Origin of the sequence: Halomicronema sp. CCY15110 (assembly GCF_016888165.1) — a bacterium.
GTDB lineage: Bacteria > Cyanobacteriota > Cyanobacteriia > Phormidesmidales > Phormidesmidaceae > Halomicronema.
This window is the reverse complement of the sequence record NZ_JACSWC010000432.1, coordinates 1-20,089: the sequence shown is the minus strand read 5'-3', so window position 1 is coordinate 20,089 and position 20,089 is coordinate 1. Positions and strand designations below refer to the sequence as shown.

The window sequence follows — 20,089 nt, the reverse complement described above, 5'->3', positions numbered from 1 at the left end:
TGGAGATAGCGCGAATGATTCCTGGAGAATTGCTGCCTGCTGAAGGCGATATTGAACTCAACGCGGGCCGCGATACGGTGACGCTGTCGGTGGCCAATAGTGGCGATCGCCCGATTCAAGTTGGGTCGCATTTTCACTTTTTTGAAGTGAACACGGCCCTACAGTTTGACCGAGGGCAGGCTCGGGGGATGCGCCTCGACATTCCGGCGGGGACGGCGGTGCGGTTTGAACCGGGGGACGAGCGCGAGGTGACGCTGGTGCCCTTTGTCGGTAGCCGCGAGGTGTATGGTCTCAACGCCTTGATTAACGGCCCACTCTAAGACTGAGCGGCTGACCTGATAGCGGTCAACGAATGGCGACAAAGCCCGCTGCACTCAAAAGCTGTTGTCCTTGTTGGGTCAGCAGCAAGTTGGCATAGGCTTCGCCCGCTGGCTGATCTTGGGTGTCATCTTCGCGGATGATCACAAATAGCCGCCGCGTGAGGGGATACTCGCCACTGCGTAGGGCGGTGCTGTTGATTTGGTTGCGCTGGGCGGGGCAGTTTTCTGGTGACACATAAGGCTCCGCGTAGGGCCGCACGAGTTGGCCTGGTTGCCGACCCAGGGCCAGGGGTTTGACGGTACATTGGCCCACCACTTCGGGGGCCGAGGCGTAGTAAATCGCGCCTGGGGTACTGTCGACCAACCGCAGCGCTTCGGTTGTGGTGTTCGCGATGGTGATACTGCCGGGCAGCGGCGTCCCCCCCAAAACGGTGCTGACAAAAAACTCGACGGTGCCGCCATCGCTCGGACGCGAAACGGGGACAATTGGCAAATCTGGGCCGCCGACCTGATTCCAGTTGGTCAGGTTGCCTAAGTAAATATCGCGCAGCTGGGTGAGGGTGATGCCGTCAACGGGGAGGGCGGTGTTAACGGCGATCGCCAATCCTTCCAACGCAACGGGGATTTCTTTGAGGCTAAAGCCCTGCTGTTGGGCGGCTTGCTGCTCGTCGGCGTTCAGCGATCGCGAGGACTGCGAAAACGACAATTGCTTTTTGAGCAGCATATCGATGCCGGATCCGGAACTAGCAGGGGTGCCAATGGGGTCGGTGTAGCGCAGCTGAAATGAGGGGAAAGCCTGCTGCATCATCGGGTCGATGGCCCCGCGCACGGGAGCCCAGGTGGTGCTGCCGCCATAGTTAAACAAGCCCGCTGGGACGTTTTGCACCTCGTTGAATTGTCCCCCCGTGCTAGCCGGAGCGACCGCGCTCGGGGCGGGAGCGGTGGGCAACGGGTTACTGCCTCCTAAACCGGGCAAATTCAAGCCGCCATCCCGGGTGAACCACCAATAGCCACCGCCGAGTAACGCTGCGGTGACCAGCAGAGAGGCGATCAAAACCGGGGTTTCATTCTTGCTGCTCATGGGTAACTGGCGAAAAAGGACAATGGAAGCGTACTTAATGAGGGTAGACCAGGAGCCTATGGGTGAGCCGGGATTGTTACATGAAGGTAGAGAGTAAGCGGTAGATTAACCGAAAGAGGGTGCCGATCGCGATCGCGGCGAGTCCAGCCATGACGGCAATCACAATCACCGTGATGCGGGGGGTGGCGGTGGTGGTCAAGATCGCTTGCAATGGCGGAAACAGCAGCACTACCCCCAAGGTCACCGCTGCAATAATCACGAGGTCGAAGCGCTCAATGACCCGCCGTACTTGCAGCAGGATTAACACCGCCAACAAAATCAACCAAGCGCCACTGCCCAACAATGTGGTGCCGAGCAAACTGACGATCGCTATCGCCAACAATCCCCCCTCGACGCCAGTAAAGGCCGCGCCACCCAAAAACTCCGCCAATGATACCGAAGACATCGGCGTCGGCTGGGAGGCCGGAGAAGCCGATGACGCTTTGACGGGCTTTGGCCCTTTGGGAGGACGAGCGAGCCCCGGTGGGACGGGGGGTGGGGCCGCTTGGGGCGGGGCAGGCGGCGGCGATTGCATCGCCGTGTTGGGGGCGGGCGGGGTTGCCTGACTAGTTGCCGATGTTGGCAGGGGGGGCGGCGTAGCGCTGGCTCCCGCACCAGACGAAACTGCTTGGCGCAAGGCCGCGAGGACTGCCTTGGCGGACTCGTACCGTTGATTTGGCACCGCTAGCAGCATCCGATCCAGCACATCTGCGATCGCCGGGTTGACCTGCGCATGAGCCCGCCAAGCCCACGAATTGTTGTACGAGTCGTACAGTTCCCCGGCCTCTTTACCGGTCAGCAGAGTGATGCAAGTGACCGCCAAGGCGTACAAATCGGTCGAGGGATACACTGCCCCTCCGGCCATTTGCTCCGGTGGCGCGAACCCAATGGAATAGATGCCGGTGGATTTGCCGCTGGGTTTCCCCTGGGCAGCGGTGACCTGTTTCACCGCCCCAAAATCGAGCAAATAAAGACGACCATCGCGATGGCGCATGATGTTGGAGGGCTTGATGTCGCGGTGGATGGTGCCATTTTCGTGGACAAAATCCAGCACTTTGAGCATCGAGACCAAGACTTCAACCATGTCGGAGGCGCTGAGCGGGCCACTGCGCGCTAACGCCTGCTCCAGGTCTTCTCCATCAATAAACTCTTGCACCAGGTAAAAATATTCTTCCTGCTTACCGGGCTTGAGGCCGGGCACAATCAGCGGAAAGAACGCATACAAATCGGGAATTTGCAGATGCTTACGGCCAATCTCTTCCAGCACCGCCGCCTCTCGCTGAAAGAGGCTTTGAGCCAGCGCTAACTGATCGGGGTTGAGGTCACCCGAAGGTTGAAACAGCTTGACCACACAGGCACGCAGGTTAGGAGTGTAGCGATCGCGGGCCAAATAAGCCGCCCCAAAACCGCCCTGTCCCAACAGTTTTTCTGGCAAATAACGACCACTCAGAATCAGCGGCATGCCGCAGGCGGTGCAAAACTTTTGTTGCACCGTGGTCAACGTCGCCTGATTTTCCAGATCGGCAAAATGGTTAGCCGGTCGGGGACAGGTCGGTCGAGTACAGACAATCTCCATAGGCGCTGAGGTAGGCTAGCAAATTGCTAGATAGAGCTTATTCTTCCCCCATCACATTACAAGCCGATCCGCTACTCCACCGAAGCTTTCCCATTGATTTCAGGTAAAGGGGCCACGGCATTGGTTTGACCATTTTGCTCAGCCGCCCCCGGCGACAGCTCAATGGCCCGGTTTGTAAACTGGGGCAAAATCTCTTCAGTGAACGCCTCCGCCGCTTTTGAGCGATAACGGTTTGGGTTCACAATCACCGAGAGGGTGCGGTTCACCACGACGGTTTCAATCCGACCGCGATGCAACATGCCCATCTGCAGTTCTTTTTCAATTGCCGAGATGGAAACAAACGCGACCCCGAGCCCCGACTGCACCGCATTTTTAATCGCCTCAATGGAATTGAGTTCCATCTCAATGTGCAGATTCCCCGTTTCGATGCCGCAGCGGGTCAACACCTGATCAATCACTTTGCGAATGGTGGATTGAGAATCGAGGGCAATAAATTTGAGCTGATACAAATCTTCACGACGAATGATTTCGGCATTCGCCAACGGATGATGAACCGGCATAATGAGCGCCAGCTCATCTTCCGCATAAGGAATAATTTCGAGGGATTCTTGCAGTTCGCCGGGCACTTCGCCGCCAATGATGGCTAAATCAACTTGTCCATTCGCAACACTCCAAGAGGTGCGGCGGGTTGAATGTACGTGTAGCTGTACCGCCACCTCTGGATAGCGTTGACGGAATAAACCAATCATCCTCGGCAGCAAATAGGTGCCGGTGGTTTGGCTAGCGCCGACAATCAGAGTGCCCCCCTGGAGGTTTTGCAAATCTTCGATCGCGCGGCAGGTTTCCTGGCATAGACTCAAGATGCGATCGCCATATTCCAGCAGCAGATGTCCGGCTTCGGTCAGTTGGGCGCGACGTCCGCCCCGGTCAAACAGGGGCACACTCAGCTGACGTTCTAAATTTTGAACTTGCAGACTGACCGCTGGCTGGGAAACATAAAGGCTATCGGCAGCCCGCTTAAAACTGCCTTCAGTTGCGATCGCTTTAAGGATGCGCAACTGATCCAAAGTAAACGGAAGATCAGAAGACATAAAAACCTATCCAGAGATTCGAGAGAGACATAAAATTCAACAACAAACGCATTAGCCTTTCATCGCAGTCACCCATCCATGCCATCTAGCCTGATGTTTCCCCAACTAATCATTGGCCAAGGAAAAACAGAAGGATATTCAGCCTCCCTTAGATTACTCGTTTAGCGGATTTTCTCGATACCGCACCGTCAGAAAACTCAGTTTTTTTATGAAACAGCAGGTGATATTGAGCTTCTTAAATTTACCTGGGATCGTGGGTCTTGGCCTGATGGACGGTCACTCGCGACCCTATTTTTCGGGTATTGATCAGTCGCTTAACTTTCAACAAAAAGAAGCGTTGACCCAGGGCATTCAGCAGGTTATCAGTACGACACCGACCGGCTTCGAATCATTTGACTTCAAATTTGCTCACCGAGACGCGCGCATTTATCGCCTGAAAACCGGCGTCATTCTATTAGTGGTCACGGATGAACATCTCGATACCGTAGTCTACAACGACACTGTGACGCAGCTCAAAGACACCTTAGAGAGCGATCCCCACAGTGCGGTTTCCACGTTTCGCTTGCTCGCGGGAAGTACGACCCTCAATCGCCCCACGGAAGCGATCGCCGACTCATCAGCTGAGCCCAGCCAGCCCCCGCCATCAATGGCTCCGGCGGCGACGGTCGAAAAGCCAGCTAGTGGCCCCGCGATCGCCACTTGGGCCGACTATTTGGCAACGCTCAATACCCTGACCGATGCCACCGCTCAATATTTAGGCAAGATTGTTGTGGCCAACACCTGGCGCACCACGCGGCCCAAAGACGCGCCCCTCGACATGATGCAGCTCGACCGCAATGGTCACTTTAGTCTGAGTTCGGACGCCCAAGTGGCGACAACAGGTTCCATTGAACAAACCGTACAGGCGGCCCTTGATCAGTGGGTCAGCACCTTTATTAAGCGGTGCTCGATGATCATCCGCGATTACCAGGCCCTGGTAATTGAGCAGCAACTAACTCCCGCGCAGAGAGCCATTTTGCAGGTCGACCAGGCCATGACTGAATAAACTAGAATTGATGCCTGGTAGGCATTGAAGGAATTCGGTGGCTGGCCTCAAGATACCTCGGTGGTGCACCGCTCTAGATTGATTGAAATTCGCGCAACCACACATTTTTTAAGGAGAATTGTCCCTAATGGCCAAAACCGTACGGCTAGAACCCATTGCTCAGGAAAGCTCTATCCAAACGAATGGCAACCTGCTTTCGGTATTGCTGAATAAAGATTTGGACGTGCTGAAAGAATGTGGCGGTCGGGGCATGTGTGCAACCTGCCATATTTACGTCCAAGACGGGGCCGAGTCCTTGACCCCAATTAACCGCCGTGAGCAGCGCACCCTAGAAGTCATTACCTCTTGCAAGCCCAATTCACGGTTAGCTTGTCAGGCCCGGGTGATGGGTGAAGGGGTGGTGGTGGAGCTGCCTCCCGGTATGTATGTCAACTCTTTGCAGGATATTGAAGCGCTGATTGGTCGTCGGGCGGAGGCGAACTTGTTGCACCCGATTACGGGGGCGATGTTGGTGGAAGAAGGCAAATTGATTACCCGTTCCATGCTGAAGCAGTTGGAAAACACCGATACCTTTAGGGTGAGCGAATATTACACGCAATCTTCGGAGGCGTAGGGCACGATCGCGGGCCTTGGCAAGCATTGTCGGCAGCGAGCAGATGGACGCAGCGATCGCCAAAAATGCTAAAGTTTGCTTCTATTGAATTCAGTCATCGCCCATTTCTGACACAACCCTACAGCTCCAGGTGGAAACCGTAGCCCCGTCGCGGCTCGATCGCTGGCTGACGGCGCACCTCCCCGACTTATCGCGCAATCGAGTACAAAAGCTCATCGATTGGGAATATGTGACGCTGAACGGCACCGTTTGCACTAACAAAAAAGCGGCGGTCAAGGTGGGAGATGCGATCGCGGTCACGATTCCCGCTACCAAACCGCTAGAAGTCAAGGCAGAAGCGATTCCCCTCGACATCCTGTACGAAGATGAGCATTTCGTCATTGTCAACAAGGCGGCGGGGATGGTGGTGCATCCCGCACCGGGCAATATGAACGGCACCCTGGTGAATGCGCTGCTGGCTCACTGCGGCGACCAACTGACGGGCATTGGCGGGGTCGAGCGGCCCGGTATTGTGCATCGGCTGGATAAAGACACGACGGGGGCGATCGTGGTCGCCAAGTCAGAACTCGCCCACAAAGAGTTGCAGGCGCAAATGAAGGCCAAAACCGCCCGCCGGGAATACCTGGGCGTGATTCACGGGGTGCCCGCCACCGCAAGCGGCACGGTCAATGCGCCCATCGGTCGTCATCCCCACGATCGCAAAAAGCAGGCGATCGTCCCCGTCCAAAAGGGCGGTCGGGAAGCGGTGACGCATTGGCAAGTCGTCGAGCGGTTGGACAACTTTACGCTGATACGCTTTCGGTTAGAGACGGGCCGCACCCACCAGATCCGCGTCCATTGTCTGCATATGAAACATCCCATGGTGGGGGATCCGGTTTATGGCGTGGGGCGATCGGTGGGGGTAAATCTACCGGGGCAAGCCCTCCATGCGGAAAAGCTGACCCTGCGTCATCCGGTCACGGGGAAACTGGTAACCGCGATCGCCCCCCTGCCCCCCCATTTCATCAAACTGCTCAACGTGCTCCACAACCGTCAGCAATCGGGGTGAATTTTGGCAACTTTCTGCCCCTTGGCCGCAGCATCCGAGGCCATACCCAGTATCCTGAAAGCCAAGACTTTCCACATTAGCCGCTGGCACCTGCTCCATGGGCGTCGAACTCCTCATCCTGACGGTTTACTTCATCTGCGTCGTCTACGTGCTGTATCAGATGGCGCTGTCCGTCGAAGACCAGCTCGAAGACCAGGTCGCCATTGTCCTCAACGGTGAAGACCTGCAGGACGCGGTCAATGCCCAACTGCAACAGCAAAATCTTTATCAGGCAAGCGCGGAAACGCAGACGGTCAACGGCGTTTCCGCGTTTGCCATGACTTTTTTCAAGGAGGGAGAACAGGTCGGCACCGTCGCGGTGCAAGTCATGCCTCAGGGCAAGCGACCGCTGCAGCCCGCCGTAAAAACATTGAGTGTCAATGTGGTGAATACGCTGCCCGATCAGCAAGTGTTTATTGAATGGGATCGCAGCGCCCTGAGTATTCACGGCGGCTATGCGCAGCGGGTGATTCGCCAGGTACCGGGTAGCACCACCGATTTACTCCCATCCCAAGCGCCAACGGTGGTCAACCCAGGCTTGCAAACCAGTGTCAGCATTACGGGTGAAAGCCTGCTCAGCCGCCCCGACAATCAGATGACGTTGGAGGTCGGCCCGGCCCTGATCAATTTGAGCCAAGTCCCGAATATGCCGCCCATGGCCCGAAAATACACCCTACAAGTGGTGATGTGGGTGCGATCGACGTTGCATCCCAATGCTCCTGCATTGCAGATTATTCTGCCCTTCAACTTCCAGATTGAGGTGCTGCCCGATCATGTGGCGCTGCCAGTGTTGAGCTGGTTGCTCAACTTTAATCCCTCGGCGTTGCTGCCGCGAGGGCGCTGATGGCAACCTTGGTCGTGGGCTATGGCAACACGCTACGGGGCGACGATGGGGTGGGCTATCTGCTGGCAGAGCAGGTAGCGGCCTGGGGGCTGCCCAACGTGAAGACGATCGCCTGCCACCAACTCACGCCGGAGCTCGCCGCTAATATTGCTGAGTGCGATCGCGTCATCTTTATCGATGCGACGCTCCCCGGTACACAGACCGAGGTGGCATGGCGATCTCTGTCCCCCAGTGATGCCCCCACCCTGGATGCCCATCGCAGCGACCCCGCTGGCCTGCTGCGACTGACCGTACAGCTCTACGGCAACTCCCCGTCAGTCCAGCAGCTGTTGCTACCCACCGCTGAGATGGAGTTTGCAGAAACCTTATCCGCGATCGCCCAAGCGGGTCTAGTCGCCGCTGCATCACAGTTACAAGCGTTTCTCACCACGCCGATACCCCCAAGCGGGTGAGGCGGGTGAGCGAGAAAATCTGGAAGGGGAGGCGATGGACAGGGAGCTGCCCTGAACAGTCCGTGGCGAAATGACTGTGATCGTTGCGATTCTTGCCGCTCCCTCCTTTGTCCTCAACCGTTCCGGATCACCTAACCCCGATTCCTAAAAAAGCAAATTGTAGGGGCGAATGGCATTCGCCCTGGGTAATCGGGGAAAACCAAGCAGGATTTGGTAGCCATCTGCTGTTAGGTTCGCTTACCTCAAAATGTCAAAAGTCTCGTCCTCACAGGGCTTCAACTTTGTCTTTGGAATTTTGCCTTTTGAATTCTGCCTTATCAGGTCTGGTTTAACCAGACATGGCCAGATCACGCAGCAGGCGGCGGTGGGGCTGGATCAGCTGTCCTGATTTGAGCACCCAAGCGGGGGTGAACCGTTGGGGTGCCACGATTTGTTCTCCTTGGGCATCGCGACAAAGCCAAGGGGCAGCCGTTTTTTCTAAAACGGTGATGTCGGCGCGGGTACCTGCTTTCAGCGTGCCCAGTTCGGCCTCAGCTTGCAGGACGGTGGCGGGATGCAGGGTGACCGCCGCGATCGCTTCCTTTAACTCCATTCCCAATGCGACCAGCTTAGAGAGTGCGCCACAGAGGCTGTAGTCGAGGGTGGCATCATTGTGCGGTTTCGCAAAATCGCCGTGGACATCGCTACTGATGGTGTATGGCATCAGTCCCTGCGCCATCATGCGGCGAGCGATCGCAAAACTGAAGTTAATGCCGTGGCCCAAATCGAGACGTACCCCGGCGTTGATGGCGTCAACCAGTGCAGGTGAGGGGGTATCGCGATCGCCCATCAGCCCATCGGGACGACAACTGTAGCAATGAGCTAGCAGATCACCTGGTTTCAGATGCGGCAAAACGTAATCAATCACCTGCTCTGGGGAAGGGCGATTTTCCTCTACCACCGCAAAGAGTTCGCCTGTGTGTACATAGAGCGGCAATTGGGCGGCATCAGCGGCTTGGCGCGCCAGCTCAATCACCTGGGTGCCCCAGCGAGACAAAGCTCCCGATTCACCATGAACTTTAAAGCCTCGCACGGTTTCCGGATGTTCCCGGGCAAGCTGCCGTAAGGCATCGAGCTCCACCATGTCTGGGCTGTGCAGGGCTGGGGTGCCCATACCGCCCTTCAGCGCTCCCGCCAGGTTGACCGAGGGAAAACAGCGAACGTCAGTCTGCGCCCGGTCCACCATGTTGGCCTGGAAGCCCAAGAAGGTCAGCGGGCCACAACTACCCTGATCAACCACGGTCGTGACGCCTGCGTTTACGCCCACGTCATCGGGCCACAGGCCAAAGTCTGTCACCCATTCATAAACATGGACGTGGAGATCGATAAAGCCAGGGCAGACGAGTTGCCCAGTGACGTTTTGAGTAGCTCTAGCAATGTGGGGCGGCAATTGGGGGGCGATCGCCGCAATTTTGCCATTCTGAATCGCGACATCATACTGTCCATCGAGGGATTGGCTGGGATCGATAACGTGTCCGCCTTTGAGGACGAGGTCGTAGGTTTGCATGATCAGGGGTTGCGGGTAGTGAGTTGGATGAGGGTAGGGGAGCAAGGGGGCTTGGGGATTAGGCGAATTTTGAAAAACCGATTCACCCAGCTACCCAACCACCCAGCTACCCCATGCAGTCAATTATGAAAGTGACAGGCGGCCCAGTGATTGGGAGCGACTTCTTTGAGGGTGGGCATGACTTGCTGGCATTTATCTTCGCCTTTGGGACAGCGACCGTAAAGGCGACAGACGTTGGGATTCGGGTTGATGGGGCTGCGGGGTTCGCCAGTGAGGGGAATGGGATGGGGTTTGGCTTCAAAACTGGGAATGGCGGAGATGAGCGCTTCAGTGTAGGGATGACGCGGGTGGTTGAAGACCTGCTCGACGGGGCCAGACTCGATGATTTTGCCCAGATACATGACGAGAATGCGATCGCACAGCAGCCGCACCACGTTCAGGTCATGGGATACAAAGAGATAGCTCATCCCGAGGCGTTCTTTCAGGTCGGCCAGCAAGTGTAGGATCACCGCTTGGACGGAGACATCCAGGGCTGAGGTGGGTTCGTCTAAAACCAGCAGCTTGGGGTTGAGGGCGATCGCGCGGGCAATGCCGACCCGCGCTTTTTGCCCCCCCGAAAGTTGGTGCGGAAAGCGACTCAGCAGTTCTTGAGGGAGACCCACCAAATCCGCCAACTCAGCGGCGCGAGCTTGTAACTGGGCCTTGTTGTGTCCCCCTTCTAGGCGTTTGATGGGTTCGGTGATGGTGTCGTAGGCCGTGAAGCGCGGATTCAAGCTATCGGTGGGGTCTTGAAAGACCAGTTGAATGCCTTTGCGGTGAGGGCTTTTGGGAAATTGGCGAACGGCGACGGTGCTGAGAATCGTGTCATCAAACTGGATGGTGCCAGAGGTGACATCCAGTAGACGAGTGATCACCCGAATCAGGGTGGACTTGCCGCAACCGGATTCTCCCACTAAGCCGACACTTTCACCGGGGCGAATGTCGAAGGAAACGTGATCCACAGCGTGCAGGCTCGTGCCTTTTCCAATGGGGAAGGTTTTGCAAAGGTCGCTGACTTGCAGCAGGGGGACGGTTTGGCTGGGGAGGTCGGTGAGGGAGGTCATGGGAGAGGTAGGTGGAGGGGGGTGAGTCGGTGAGGTTGGTGGAGGTTGGTGAGGGGGGTGGAGTCGGTGAGGGAGGTGAGGTCGATGGAGTTGGGGCAAGGCGATTCAGGTCAGGAGTAAAGCTTTAGAGCAGCACTCACTTACCCATCCACTCGCCCCACTGACCCCTTCACTCCAGCGGTTTCCAGCAGGCCACATGGTGCTCTGGTACTGGCTGCTGGCGAGTGAGGGGGGCTTGGTCACAGAGGGCGGGTTCGTAGCGATCGCACCGTTGGCTAAACCGACAGGGGGGAATGGTCGTTGCTTTGAGGTCGGGCAGGTTGCCCGCAATGGGAATCAAGTCGGCAAAGGCTTTGTGGGGTTCGGGGGTAGCGGCGATCAGTTTGGCCGTGTAGGGATGGCGCGGGGCGCGAAACAGGCTGTGGGTGGGGGCGGATTCGACGACGTGCCCGGCGTGCATGACGACGATGCGATCGCAATATTCTGACGCGAGGGCCAGGTCATGGGTGATGAGAATAGCGGCCATCTGTTGCTGGGTTGCCAGGTCTTTGATGAGGTTCATCACGGTGGCCTGGGTGGTCACATCCAGCCCCGTGGTGGGCTCGTCAGCGATGAGCAGTTTGGGGGCACAGGCGAGGGCGATCGCAATCATAATGCGCTGGCACAGACCGCCCGAAAGTTCATAGGGATAGGCGTCGTAGCGTTGCTCAGGATCGGGAATGCGAACGCTGGCTAACATTTCGATGGCGCGATCGCGGAGGGCATCACCGGACAAGTCAGTGTGGCAGCGCAAGACGTCGGTAATCTGTTTGCCCACTTTGCGAATGGGGTTCAGCGCCGTGCGGGGATTCTGAAAAATCATCGACAGTTCTTTGCCGCGCAGCTGTCGTAACGAGGATTCCGGTTCTCTGAGCAGGTCAACGGCGACGCGATCGGTCTGAAACAGCGCCTTGCCGTTGGCCACCTTACCCGCTCGATCCAACACGCCCATCAAGGTGAACGCCGTGACCGATTTGCCGGAGCCACTTTCCCCGACAATCCCCACGGTTTCTCCGGGGTTAATGGCAAAACTGACCGCTTCTAGCGCTTTCACCGTTCCAGAGCGAGTGCGAAATTCTACATCAAGATTTTCGACACTCAATAGCTGCGCAGTAACTGTATCTGTTGCCGTAGTTGATGAAGCCGACTGGTGAAGCGTCATGATTTGAAGTCCGACAAAGAGGGCGATGGAGTAAATTCTGAAACTGTCACTTATGTGCGCATTCTGGGATCGATCAGGTCGCGTAAGCCATCGCCCAGTAAGTTGAAGCAAAAGACCGCCATCATCAATACGGCACCGGGGAACAAAGCCAACCACCATTCACCCGACACGATATACGTTGCGCCTTCGGCGACCATGATGCCCCATTCTGGCGTGGGCGGTTGTACGCCCAGACCAATGAAGGAGAGACCGGCGGCATTGAGAATGGCCCAACCCATATTGAGAGAAATATGTACCATCATCACAGGCAAAACGTTGGGAAACAGGTGCCGGGCCATAATCCGCCATTCGCTGTTGCCTGTTAACCGCGCGGCTTCCACGAAACCGGCTTCCCGCCGCACCAGAATTTCGGAGCGCACCACGCGAGTGTAAAGGGGCAGGTTGATGATGGCGGTGGCGTAAATGATATTGGCGACGGTGTTACCCAGGGCGGCCACGAGGCCCATAGCCAGGACAAACAGTGGAAAGGCCATCAGAGTGTCGATACAGCGGGAAATAATGCGATCGCTCCAACCGCCAAAGTAGCCCGCACAAGTGCCCAGCAAGCTCCCCACTAAGAACGACAACGCCACCGCCATCACCGCAATGCCCAAGTCCAATCGCGTGGCGACCATGACCCGGCTCAGAATGTCGCGACCGAGCTGGTCGGTGCCGAACCAATGCGCTGCGGAGGGCGGCTGGAGGGCGGCAGCGGCATTACTAGCAAGGGGATCATAAGGCGCGATCGCCTCCCCAAAAATGGCAAACAGGGTAAGCACCAGAAACAGCGCAAAGGCCCCAAAGGTAACCAGGTTTTCGCTGATCACGTAGCGCGTATGCTGGAACGTTGTAGAGGTCATGCTTCGACTCCTGCCCGGGGATCAATAACGACGTAGAGCAAATCAATCAATAAATTCAGCACTACGTAGAGCAGTGCCATCGTTAAAATGAACCCCTGAATCGGGGCATAATCTGAAGCCACCAGCGCTTCGACGGCATAGGAACCAATCCCCGGCCAGGCGAAGACCTTTTCCACCAGAATGTTGGCTCCTAACAGAAAGGAGAACACCACCCCCAGGGTCGTGATCACGGGCAGCATCGCGTTGCGAAAGGCATAGCCAAAGAGCACTTGCCGAGGCGGCAAACCACTGGCACGAGCCGTACGAATAAAGTCGCTGGACAGCATCCCCAGCATGGAAGCACGAGTGACGCGGGCGAGGGGAGCCAGGGCAAACAGCCCCAACGTCACAGCGGGTAAAAAGAGCTGAGACGCCGCCGCCCAGAATAATGCCAGGTCACCCGCCAGCAAGCTATCGATGACATACAGCCCCGTGACCGGGGGCGGCGCGCTGTAAAGGATATCCAACCGTCCCAAGGGAGCAGGCACGATGCCCATCCGGTAGTACAGCAGGTAGATCAAAAACAGGCCCGTAAAGAACGTCGGCAGGGAAACCCCAGCCGTCGCCAACAAGCGCACCCCATGATCAACCCAGGAGTTAGGTTTGGTGGCGGCAAGAATACCGAGAGGGAGAGCAAGGGCGATCGCAAACACCAACCCCGCCAAGGTCAACTCCAGAGAAGCCGGTAACCGCGTCGCCAAGTCATACACCACCGTTTGGCCCGTCGTGAGGGAGGTACCGAGATCCCCCCGCACCAAATCGCCGAGATACAGAAAAAACTGTTCCGGTAACGTCTTGTCGAGCCCCAAGGTGGCCCGCACCTCCGCGATCGCCTCGGCGGTCGCGGCTGGCCCCGCAAAAAACGCCGCCGGATCCCCCGGCAAAGCCCGCGTCAACAAAAACGTCACGATAATTACACCGATGACACTGGGAATCGCGCCCAGGATGCGTTGACCAATGATTTTTCCCGTGGAATGAGCCATGAGTTTTGAGTCGGTGAGGTGGGCAGTTGAGATCGGTGAGGCGGAGTCAGTGGAGTCGGTGAGTCAATGAAGTCGGTGAGTCAATGAGTTGAGGGTGAACAAGAACCAATCGCTCGTCACCTCACGACCTCACCTACCCACGACCTCACCCACCTGCGCGCTACGCCTTTGCCAACTGCCGGAAATCCAACTGCCGATGAAACCAGTACTGGTAACCAGACACATTGGGCTGCATGGCGACGCCGAGTTGCGGCTGGACTAAGGGCGCACGGGGCACTTCCTGCCAAGCCATTTCAATGAACCCTTTGACGTTTTCTTCGTACTCTGGATTACCCGGCTCCGACGCGAGGGCGGCTTCAATCTTTGTATCCATTTCCGGGTTTTTGTAGGAGCTGCCGTTAAAGGTCGCGTCTTGACCGTGATAGGCGTAGAAGAAGAAGTAATCGGGGTAGTTCAGCCAGCCGCCGAAGTTGTTAATAATCATGGGACGACTTTTTTCCACTAACACTGAGCGGAAGTTGGCACTGGGCACCTTTTCGATGTTGACGGTGATGCCCAATTCGGCCAAGGCTTCTTGAATCAGGATGACCGTAGGCTCGGCCCATTCTTGTGTTCCCGTATCAAAGGCCAAGGTCGTTTCAAACCCATCGGGGTACCCTGACTCGGCCAGCAGGGCTTTGGCCTGCTCCATGTCGGTGGTGTAGGGACTGGGTTGGGGCCATGCCACGGTGTCGGGCTGGGCCTTGCCGCCATACATCGGCACGGCCTGACCATACAGCGCTGTGTCCATAATGGCGTCGTAGGGAATGGCGTAGGAAACGGCCTGCCGCACTTTCACATCGCCAAAAGGATTGTCCTCACCGCCTAGCTGGGGATTAGCGTGCATATCAACGGAGTACAGGCAGTTCTCAATCGGCGTCGAGATCACGGTGAAATTGCCCGTGGCGTCCAGCTCGGTCTGGTCTTTTTCCGACACGGTAAAGTTGACATCAATATCGCCTCTTTCCAGCAGGGCGCGGCGGTTGCCGGGCTCTGGCACGTTCAGCAAAATCACTTCTTTGATCTGAGGCAGGGGGCCAGATTTCCAGTCCTCAAACCGCTCTAAAACGATGCGCTCGTTGGGCTGGTATTCCTTGATGGTGTAAGCGCCACTGCCGGCATCGTTGCTATTCAGCCATTCCGCGCCCCAGGGGTCTTCTTCTGTCAGGTGGGGTTCCACCAGCTTGGCGTTGATGATGACGGGAATCGGCACCGCCATATCCATCATGGTGAGCTTGTCAGGCCGCAGGAAATTCACCTTAAAGGTTTGGTCATCCACGACCTCAAATTGATCGGGATTTTCCAGCGCTCCGGCCTTCATCTGAAAGCTGGGGAAGCCGCCGATGGAAACCGCGCGATCGAACGACCATTTCACGTCGCTGGCGGTGACGGGGGTGCCATCGTGGAAGGTGGCATCGGGACGCAATGCGAAGGTCACGGACATGCCATCCTCAGCCATTTCCCAGCTTTCGGCGAGCTCTGGCTCCAGCACGGTGTAGTCGTAGGAGATGGAACCGTCGTCCAGCGTCTTTTTGCCAAAGGTCATGAGGCGATCGTACATCACCCAGGAAACCCCGTAGGCGGGGCGATTGGTGCCGACGCGGTGCAAGTCTAAACTATTGGGGAAGCCGCCGCCTTGCACCACGGTCAGGGTGGCATCAGAGGATTCAGCGCCGCCTTCTGCGGTCTCGGCGGGGGCAGAAGATGATGTCGAGGCAGAATCATCGCTGCTACAAGCTTTGAGGCCACCCGCCAGGGTAAGGCCAGCGGCAAATCCCATACTGGTTTGAATTAAGCGTCGGCGTCTCATGGCAGTTTTAAAGAATGGAGGGCAGTTTAGAACCTCGGCGGACCGACAGAAGACCCCAAAAGTTTTGCAGCCACTGCCCAAGAACTATATTCTTGAAAACAGTAAAAAGCGCTACAATTCTAGGTAGAGTCGCCGTTGACGGCCTGAAGTTAGGAGCTAAGTTAGCGCCTCCTGCAGCAATTTTTTGAGAAGAAATCGGGAAGAAATTGGGAAGATTGACTTTTGTGTCTTTGGATTGAGTGGATAACCTGAGGGTTGGTTGGGGTTAATCGCGATCGCTGCACCGGTCTCCCTGAAAGGCTTTAAGGAAATATACTGAGCCACTCATCGTTCCGCCCAAGCCATTGTCGGTCGCTGCCATCTCTTTCTTCCGCCAATTCTTTAGCCAAGAATCTCACCAGTCCAGCAGTTAAGTGTTACTGTATGAAAGTGAAGATGTTAGATATCGGTTGTAGCTTTTGTTTCAAGTGTTAAATAGCGTTTGCGTTTTTCTGCTGACACAGTTCTCTCCGAAATTTCCTTCTCAAGTCCAGTTCTATTTTGGAGACAGCATATGTCAATTTATGTAGGCAACTTGTCCTATGACGTCACAGAAGAAGATTTAACTTCTGTGTTTGCAAAGTACGGCTCAGTCAAGCGGGTGCAGCTCCCTGTTGACCGCGAGACCGGTCGTATGCGTGGTTTTGGGTTCGTTGAGCTCGGTGACGAAGCCAATGAAACCGCTGCCATTGACGCCCTTGATGGCGCTGAATGGATGGGTCGTGACCTCAAGGTCAACAAAGCCAAGCCCCGTGAAAACAGAAGCAATAACAACCGTCGCGACAATTTTTCTCGTAGCTACTAAGCTCTGAAACTGAAAATTTGATCTTCGGTTTGGTATCTTAGACAAAATTTTTGAGCTAAAGATACGGTAAGCTTCAGGCAAGTGTCTGAAGCTTTTTTTTGCTCAGAAATGGCCCTGCTTGAGCGCGGTATGCCACTGACGCCTATTGCTTGATGACCTGCTTGGTTGGGATTCGCATGGTCCGGTTTCTCCACTATTTGCCAACGGCGCTGATTTTGGCATTGGGCTTGAGTATGACGCTGGCGGCGACGGCTTGGGTTGAGCGTTGGGAGCGGCTATCCCGACAAAGTGAGTTTCAAAAACAAACGAACAACCTCACGACGGCCCTACAGCGCACCACCAACCGCTATACCGAACTGCTGCTAGCCATTAGCGACTTATATGATGCGGCCAATAATGAGGTGGATGAAGCGGCATTTCGGCGCTTCGTGAATCGGGCAGTGAGAACCTATCCAGGGATTCAGGCCCTGGAGTGGGCACCTCAAGTAACGCAGCTAGAACGGGATGATTATGAGCAGCAGTTGAGCCAATTGACGAACGGCGATCGCACCTTCATTACCGAACGCGATGACCAGACGGGGCAACTCATCCCCGCCGGGGAGCGCGATCGCTACGTGCCGGTCACCTTTCTCGAACCCATTCCCAGTAATGAACCTGCTCTGGGATACGATCTCGCATCGGATGAGACCCGCCGCATCGCGTTGGAGCAAGCACGAGATACGGGGGCGATCGCCGCAACGGGACGCATTCAGCTAGTCCAAGAAACCAATGAAGACCAGTATGGTTTTTTGGTGTTTGTCCCGGTTTACCAAGCCGTGGCGACAACCTTGCCGGACCGAAGGGCTGCCATTGATGGCTATGTGCTGGGGGTGTTTCGAGTGGCCGATGTAGTGGAAGAATCCTTGCGCGATCTAGATTACGACATTGATTTCTACATTCTTGATCAAACTGCCCAGCCCACCGAGCAGTTGTTAGGGGTTTATACCACCGCTTCGCAAAGCGTCAGTGCAGAACCGCAGACCATTACGACCCTCGAAACGACGAGTGCCCTCTGTGCTGTGCCGGAGAACTGCATTCAAACGATTCAGCTAGGCCAGCGGGAATGGCAAATCGTGTTTGTCCCCGCCAGCACGCAGGCTTTCCTCTGGGGCACTGTGGCGACTTTAGTGATTGGTCTATTGCTGACTGCGACGGTGCTGATTTATGTTTCGCGCTGGCAGGGCGAACTCCAGCGCACCCGCGAATTGAGCGAATTGAAGTTGCGGTTGTTTTCTATGGCCTCCCACGAACTCCGCACCCCCCTCAGCATCATTTCGGTATCGGCGCAATCACTGGCGGCCAATATTCATGAGTTCTCCCCCGAACAACGCGCCCATAGTCTCGATCGCATTCAAGCCGCCGCACAACGCATGGGCAAACTCGTCAGCGATATGTTGACCCTGACGCGGGCTGAGGCGGGCAAGTTAGAGTTCAACCCCGAAATTATTGCGTTAGCCCCTTTCTGCCAGCAGCTGTACGAACAGATTCATTTCAAAGCCGGACAGACACTATCCCTAGAAGGCAATGCCACCCAATCCCAAATTTTTGCAGATAAGAATTTACTCAGCTCCATCCTGCTGAATTTGCTCTCCAATGCGGCCAAATATTCCCCCGCGCACAGTTCGATTCGATTGATCATGCAACAGGAAAAGACCGCAGTTTGTTTTCAAGTGGTGGATCAGGGCATCGGCATTTTGCCAGAGGAGCGATCGGCGATTCTCGATGCCTTTTACCGGGGTGAAAATGTGGGAGCGGTTTCTGGCACGGGTTTGGGGTTGGCGGTGGTGAACACCTGCGTCGATATTCATCAAGGAACGTTGGCGATCGACAGCCATCCGGAGCGGGGCACCTGTGTGACGGTGTGGTTGCCGAATGTAGAGTGAGTCAGCACCGGGGAACAGAGAGGCTGGGGCATTGGGAGCAAGCGGCAGGCGGCCAACAGGGATGCAGAAAGATCGCAATTTAGCGCACAAAACAGTTAGCCTCCACAGCTCAAAGCCACCTGCCAAGCTTCCATCCCGCTTCACTCCTAGCACCCCCCAACTCCTTCTCCTACGCTTTAAGCGTCCATCAACCGATACCCCAACCCGTGTACCGTTTCCACAAAGTTCCGGGGGGCTCCAGCTTTACGGAGCTTTTGCCGGAGGGCTTTCAGGTGAGCCTTGACCGTTTCTTCCCCTGGCGGATCGGCCATCGGCCAAATCGATTCCAAAATGAAGTAGCGGCTGAGCACTCGCCGACCATGCCGCATCAGCAAATCGAGGATGGCGAATTCTTTGGGGGTCAGTCGCAGCGGCGTGTCCGCATAGGTCGCTTCGTAAGTGTTGGGGTTAAGGCGCAGCGGCCCCCACATTAGGGTCGTGGTGGCACTGGTTTGGCCGCGCCGCAATAGAGCCCGAATCTGAGCGGTGAGTTCGGCTAGGTCGAAGGGCTTCACCATGTAAGCATCGGCTCCCGCATCAAGACCGGCAATTTTGTCTTGCCGGGTGTCGCGGGCAGTGAGCATGAGCACCGGCGCATCCATGCTGCGCGATCGCATCCTTTGGCATAAGGTCAGGCCATCTAGGCAGGGCAGGGTCACATCCATCAGCATGAGGTCGTAGGGCATCATGCTCATTTGCTGCCAGGCGGTTTCCCCGTCAGTGGCTACATCCACGGTGTAGCGCATCGCTTCAAGGGCCTCTGACAGCGACGCTGATAAATGGCGATCGTCCTCAACTAGCAAGATTCGCATTAGCCCATCCTTCTGCTTGGTTTAGAGCCGCTCTGATGCTTCAACAACTGCGCTCGATATAGGCATCATGCTGGCTTCATCCGGAGCGCAATGTAAGCCAAACTACACAATCTGAATTGTCTTGATGGGGGGGCACACTTGGTAAACCGTTTTCGATCGGAAGTTTGCGAGAGTCATACTTGAGCCATTTTTTGTGGGCCAGGCGATCGCCACTCCTATTGACACTATGACTGTTCCGCTGCTGGTGCCGCCGATCGCGATCGCCTCGGCGACGAACAGCTGGGCCTCTTTTACAAACAAGCCGAGTGCTAGTCCTGGTTAACGACTGGTTTGCATTGCTTGAAAGCCAGCTTCCCGGCTGTTAAAGACTCGCTTCAAAACAAAAGAAGTCAATTTCAGGGGGCGTGGCGATGCCCAACCTCAGTCATTGTGGCATTACATATTTAACGTCAGTTCGGGTTAAGCGTTTCATCTCGCCGGGAATTTTGAATTCCCGGCTCATGGGCCCAAGTCCATTCAAAATAGACTCTAGACCGCGTCTAAGTTGAAAACTGGAGTTATGTTTAGCCATCAAAACCTCTCCTCTCCTTGAAAAGAAGAGGAACCAGACTGTCATTAAGCCTCCCGTTGAGAAGGCTACTAAGTACACATAAATCCCTCCTGGGCTAGTGACCATCCCTGAAAGATGGCCTCAAATTTCCTGA

General features: G+C 56.0%; 18 protein-coding genes. 8 read left to right on the top strand and 10 right to left on the bottom strand.

Going from position 1 to position 20,089, the window contains the following annotated elements:
* Positions 1-14: 14 nt before the first annotated feature.
* Positions 15-320, top strand: coding sequence for an urease subunit beta (locus tag JUK32_RS24790; RefSeq protein WP_204141566.1), 306 nt, complete (start codon positions 15-17; stop codon positions 318-320).
* Positions 321-345: 25 nt separating this feature from the next.
* Here the strand turns inward: JUK32_RS24790 and JUK32_RS24785 are convergent, their stop codons facing one another.
* From JUK32_RS24785 to JUK32_RS24775, 3 genes are all read right to left on the bottom strand, one after another.
* The gene (locus JUK32_RS24785) at positions 346-1,401 is read right to left on the bottom strand and encodes a PstS family phosphate ABC transporter substrate-binding protein (RefSeq protein ID WP_204141559.1); all 1,056 of its coding nucleotides are present in this window, start codon (positions 1,399-1,401) and stop codon (positions 346-348) included.
* 76 nt (positions 1,402-1,477) lie between these two features.
* The gene (locus tag JUK32_RS24780) at positions 1,478-3,016 is read right to left on the bottom strand and encodes a serine/threonine-protein kinase (RefSeq protein WP_204141558.1); all 1,539 of its coding nucleotides are present in this window, start codon (positions 3,014-3,016) and stop codon (positions 1,478-1,480) included.
* 71 nt (positions 3,017-3,087) lie between these two features.
* A complete protein-coding gene (locus tag JUK32_RS24775; protein WP_204141557.1) occupies positions 3,088-4,107 on the bottom strand; it encodes a LysR family transcriptional regulator in 1,020 nt (339 codons plus the stop codon).
* Positions 4,108-4,375: 268 nt separating this feature from the next.
* Between JUK32_RS24775 and JUK32_RS24770 the strand changes: the two genes are divergently transcribed.
* The 5 genes from JUK32_RS24770 (at position 4,376) to JUK32_RS24750 (ending at position 8,148) form a co-directional block, all read left to right on the top strand.
* A complete protein-coding gene (locus tag JUK32_RS24770; RefSeq protein ID WP_204141556.1) occupies positions 4,376-5,152 on the top strand; it encodes a hypothetical protein in 777 nt (258 codons plus the stop codon).
* Positions 5,153-5,279: 127 nt separating this feature from the next.
* Complete coding sequence (locus tag JUK32_RS24765; protein WP_204141555.1) at positions 5,280-5,765, top strand: 2Fe-2S iron-sulfur cluster-binding protein; 486 nt, start codon at positions 5,280-5,282, stop codon at positions 5,763-5,765.
* Between the two features lie 130 nt (positions 5,766-5,895).
* Positions 5,896-6,813: an RluA family pseudouridine synthase gene (locus JUK32_RS24760; RefSeq protein ID WP_309224630.1), complete on the top strand. Its 918-nt coding sequence runs from the start codon at positions 5,896-5,898 to the stop codon at positions 6,811-6,813.
* Positions 6,814-6,910: 97 nt separating this feature from the next.
* Entirely contained in the window at positions 6,911-7,696 is a 786-nt protein-coding gene (locus JUK32_RS24755; protein ID WP_204141554.1) for a hypothetical protein, read from the top strand.
* A complete protein-coding gene (locus JUK32_RS24750) occupies positions 7,696-8,148 on the top strand; it encodes a hydrogenase maturation protease (RefSeq protein WP_204141553.1) in 453 nt (150 codons plus the stop codon). The genes JUK32_RS24755 and JUK32_RS24750 overlap by 1 nt, the downstream gene beginning before the upstream one ends.
* Before the next feature lie 328 nt (positions 8,149-8,476).
* Here JUK32_RS24750 and JUK32_RS24745 read toward each other — a convergent pair whose 3' ends face one another.
* From JUK32_RS24745 to JUK32_RS24720, 6 genes are all read right to left on the bottom strand, one after another.
* On the bottom strand, positions 8,477-9,694 hold the full coding sequence (locus JUK32_RS24745) for an amidohydrolase/deacetylase family metallohydrolase (RefSeq protein ID WP_204141552.1): 1,218 nt from the start codon (positions 9,692-9,694) through the stop codon (positions 8,477-8,479).
* Positions 9,695-9,813: 119 nt separating this feature from the next.
* Positions 9,814-10,797 (bottom strand): ABC transporter ATP-binding protein, encoded by a 984-nt coding sequence (locus JUK32_RS24740; protein ID WP_204141551.1) that lies wholly within the window; start codon positions 10,795-10,797, stop codon positions 9,814-9,816.
* A gap of 169 nt (positions 10,798-10,966) precedes the next feature.
* A complete protein-coding gene (locus JUK32_RS24735; RefSeq protein WP_204141550.1) occupies positions 10,967-11,998 on the bottom strand; it encodes an ABC transporter ATP-binding protein in 1,032 nt (343 codons plus the stop codon).
* Positions 11,999-12,048: 50 nt separating this feature from the next.
* Positions 12,049-12,897: an ABC transporter permease gene (locus JUK32_RS24730; protein WP_204141549.1), complete on the bottom strand. Its 849-nt coding sequence runs from the start codon at positions 12,895-12,897 to the stop codon at positions 12,049-12,051.
* The gene (locus tag JUK32_RS24725) at positions 12,894-13,919 is read right to left on the bottom strand and encodes an ABC transporter permease (protein ID WP_204141548.1); all 1,026 of its coding nucleotides are present in this window, start codon (positions 13,917-13,919) and stop codon (positions 12,894-12,896) included. Before JUK32_RS24725 ends, JUK32_RS24730 begins: the two co-directional genes overlap by 4 nt.
* Before the next feature lie 160 nt (positions 13,920-14,079).
* Positions 14,080-15,768: an ABC transporter substrate-binding protein gene (locus JUK32_RS24720; protein WP_204141547.1), complete on the bottom strand. Its 1,689-nt coding sequence runs from the start codon at positions 15,766-15,768 to the stop codon at positions 14,080-14,082.
* A gap of 553 nt (positions 15,769-16,321) precedes the next feature.
* Here JUK32_RS24720 and JUK32_RS24715 point away from each other — a divergent pair.
* Both JUK32_RS24715 and JUK32_RS24710 read left to right on the top strand, forming a co-directional pair.
* Entirely contained in the window at positions 16,322-16,612 is a 291-nt protein-coding gene (locus tag JUK32_RS24715) for an RNA-binding protein (protein WP_204141546.1), read from the top strand.
* Positions 16,613-16,788: 176 nt separating this feature from the next.
* Positions 16,789-18,534, top strand: coding sequence for a CHASE domain-containing protein (locus JUK32_RS24710; RefSeq protein WP_204141545.1), 1,746 nt, complete (start codon positions 16,789-16,791; stop codon positions 18,532-18,534).
* 176 nt (positions 18,535-18,710) lie between these two features.
* Here the strand turns inward: JUK32_RS24710 and JUK32_RS24705 are convergent, their stop codons facing one another.
* A complete protein-coding gene (locus JUK32_RS24705) occupies positions 18,711-19,385 on the bottom strand; it encodes a response regulator transcription factor (protein WP_204141544.1) in 675 nt (224 codons plus the stop codon).
* Positions 19,386-20,089: the final 704 nt, after the last annotated feature.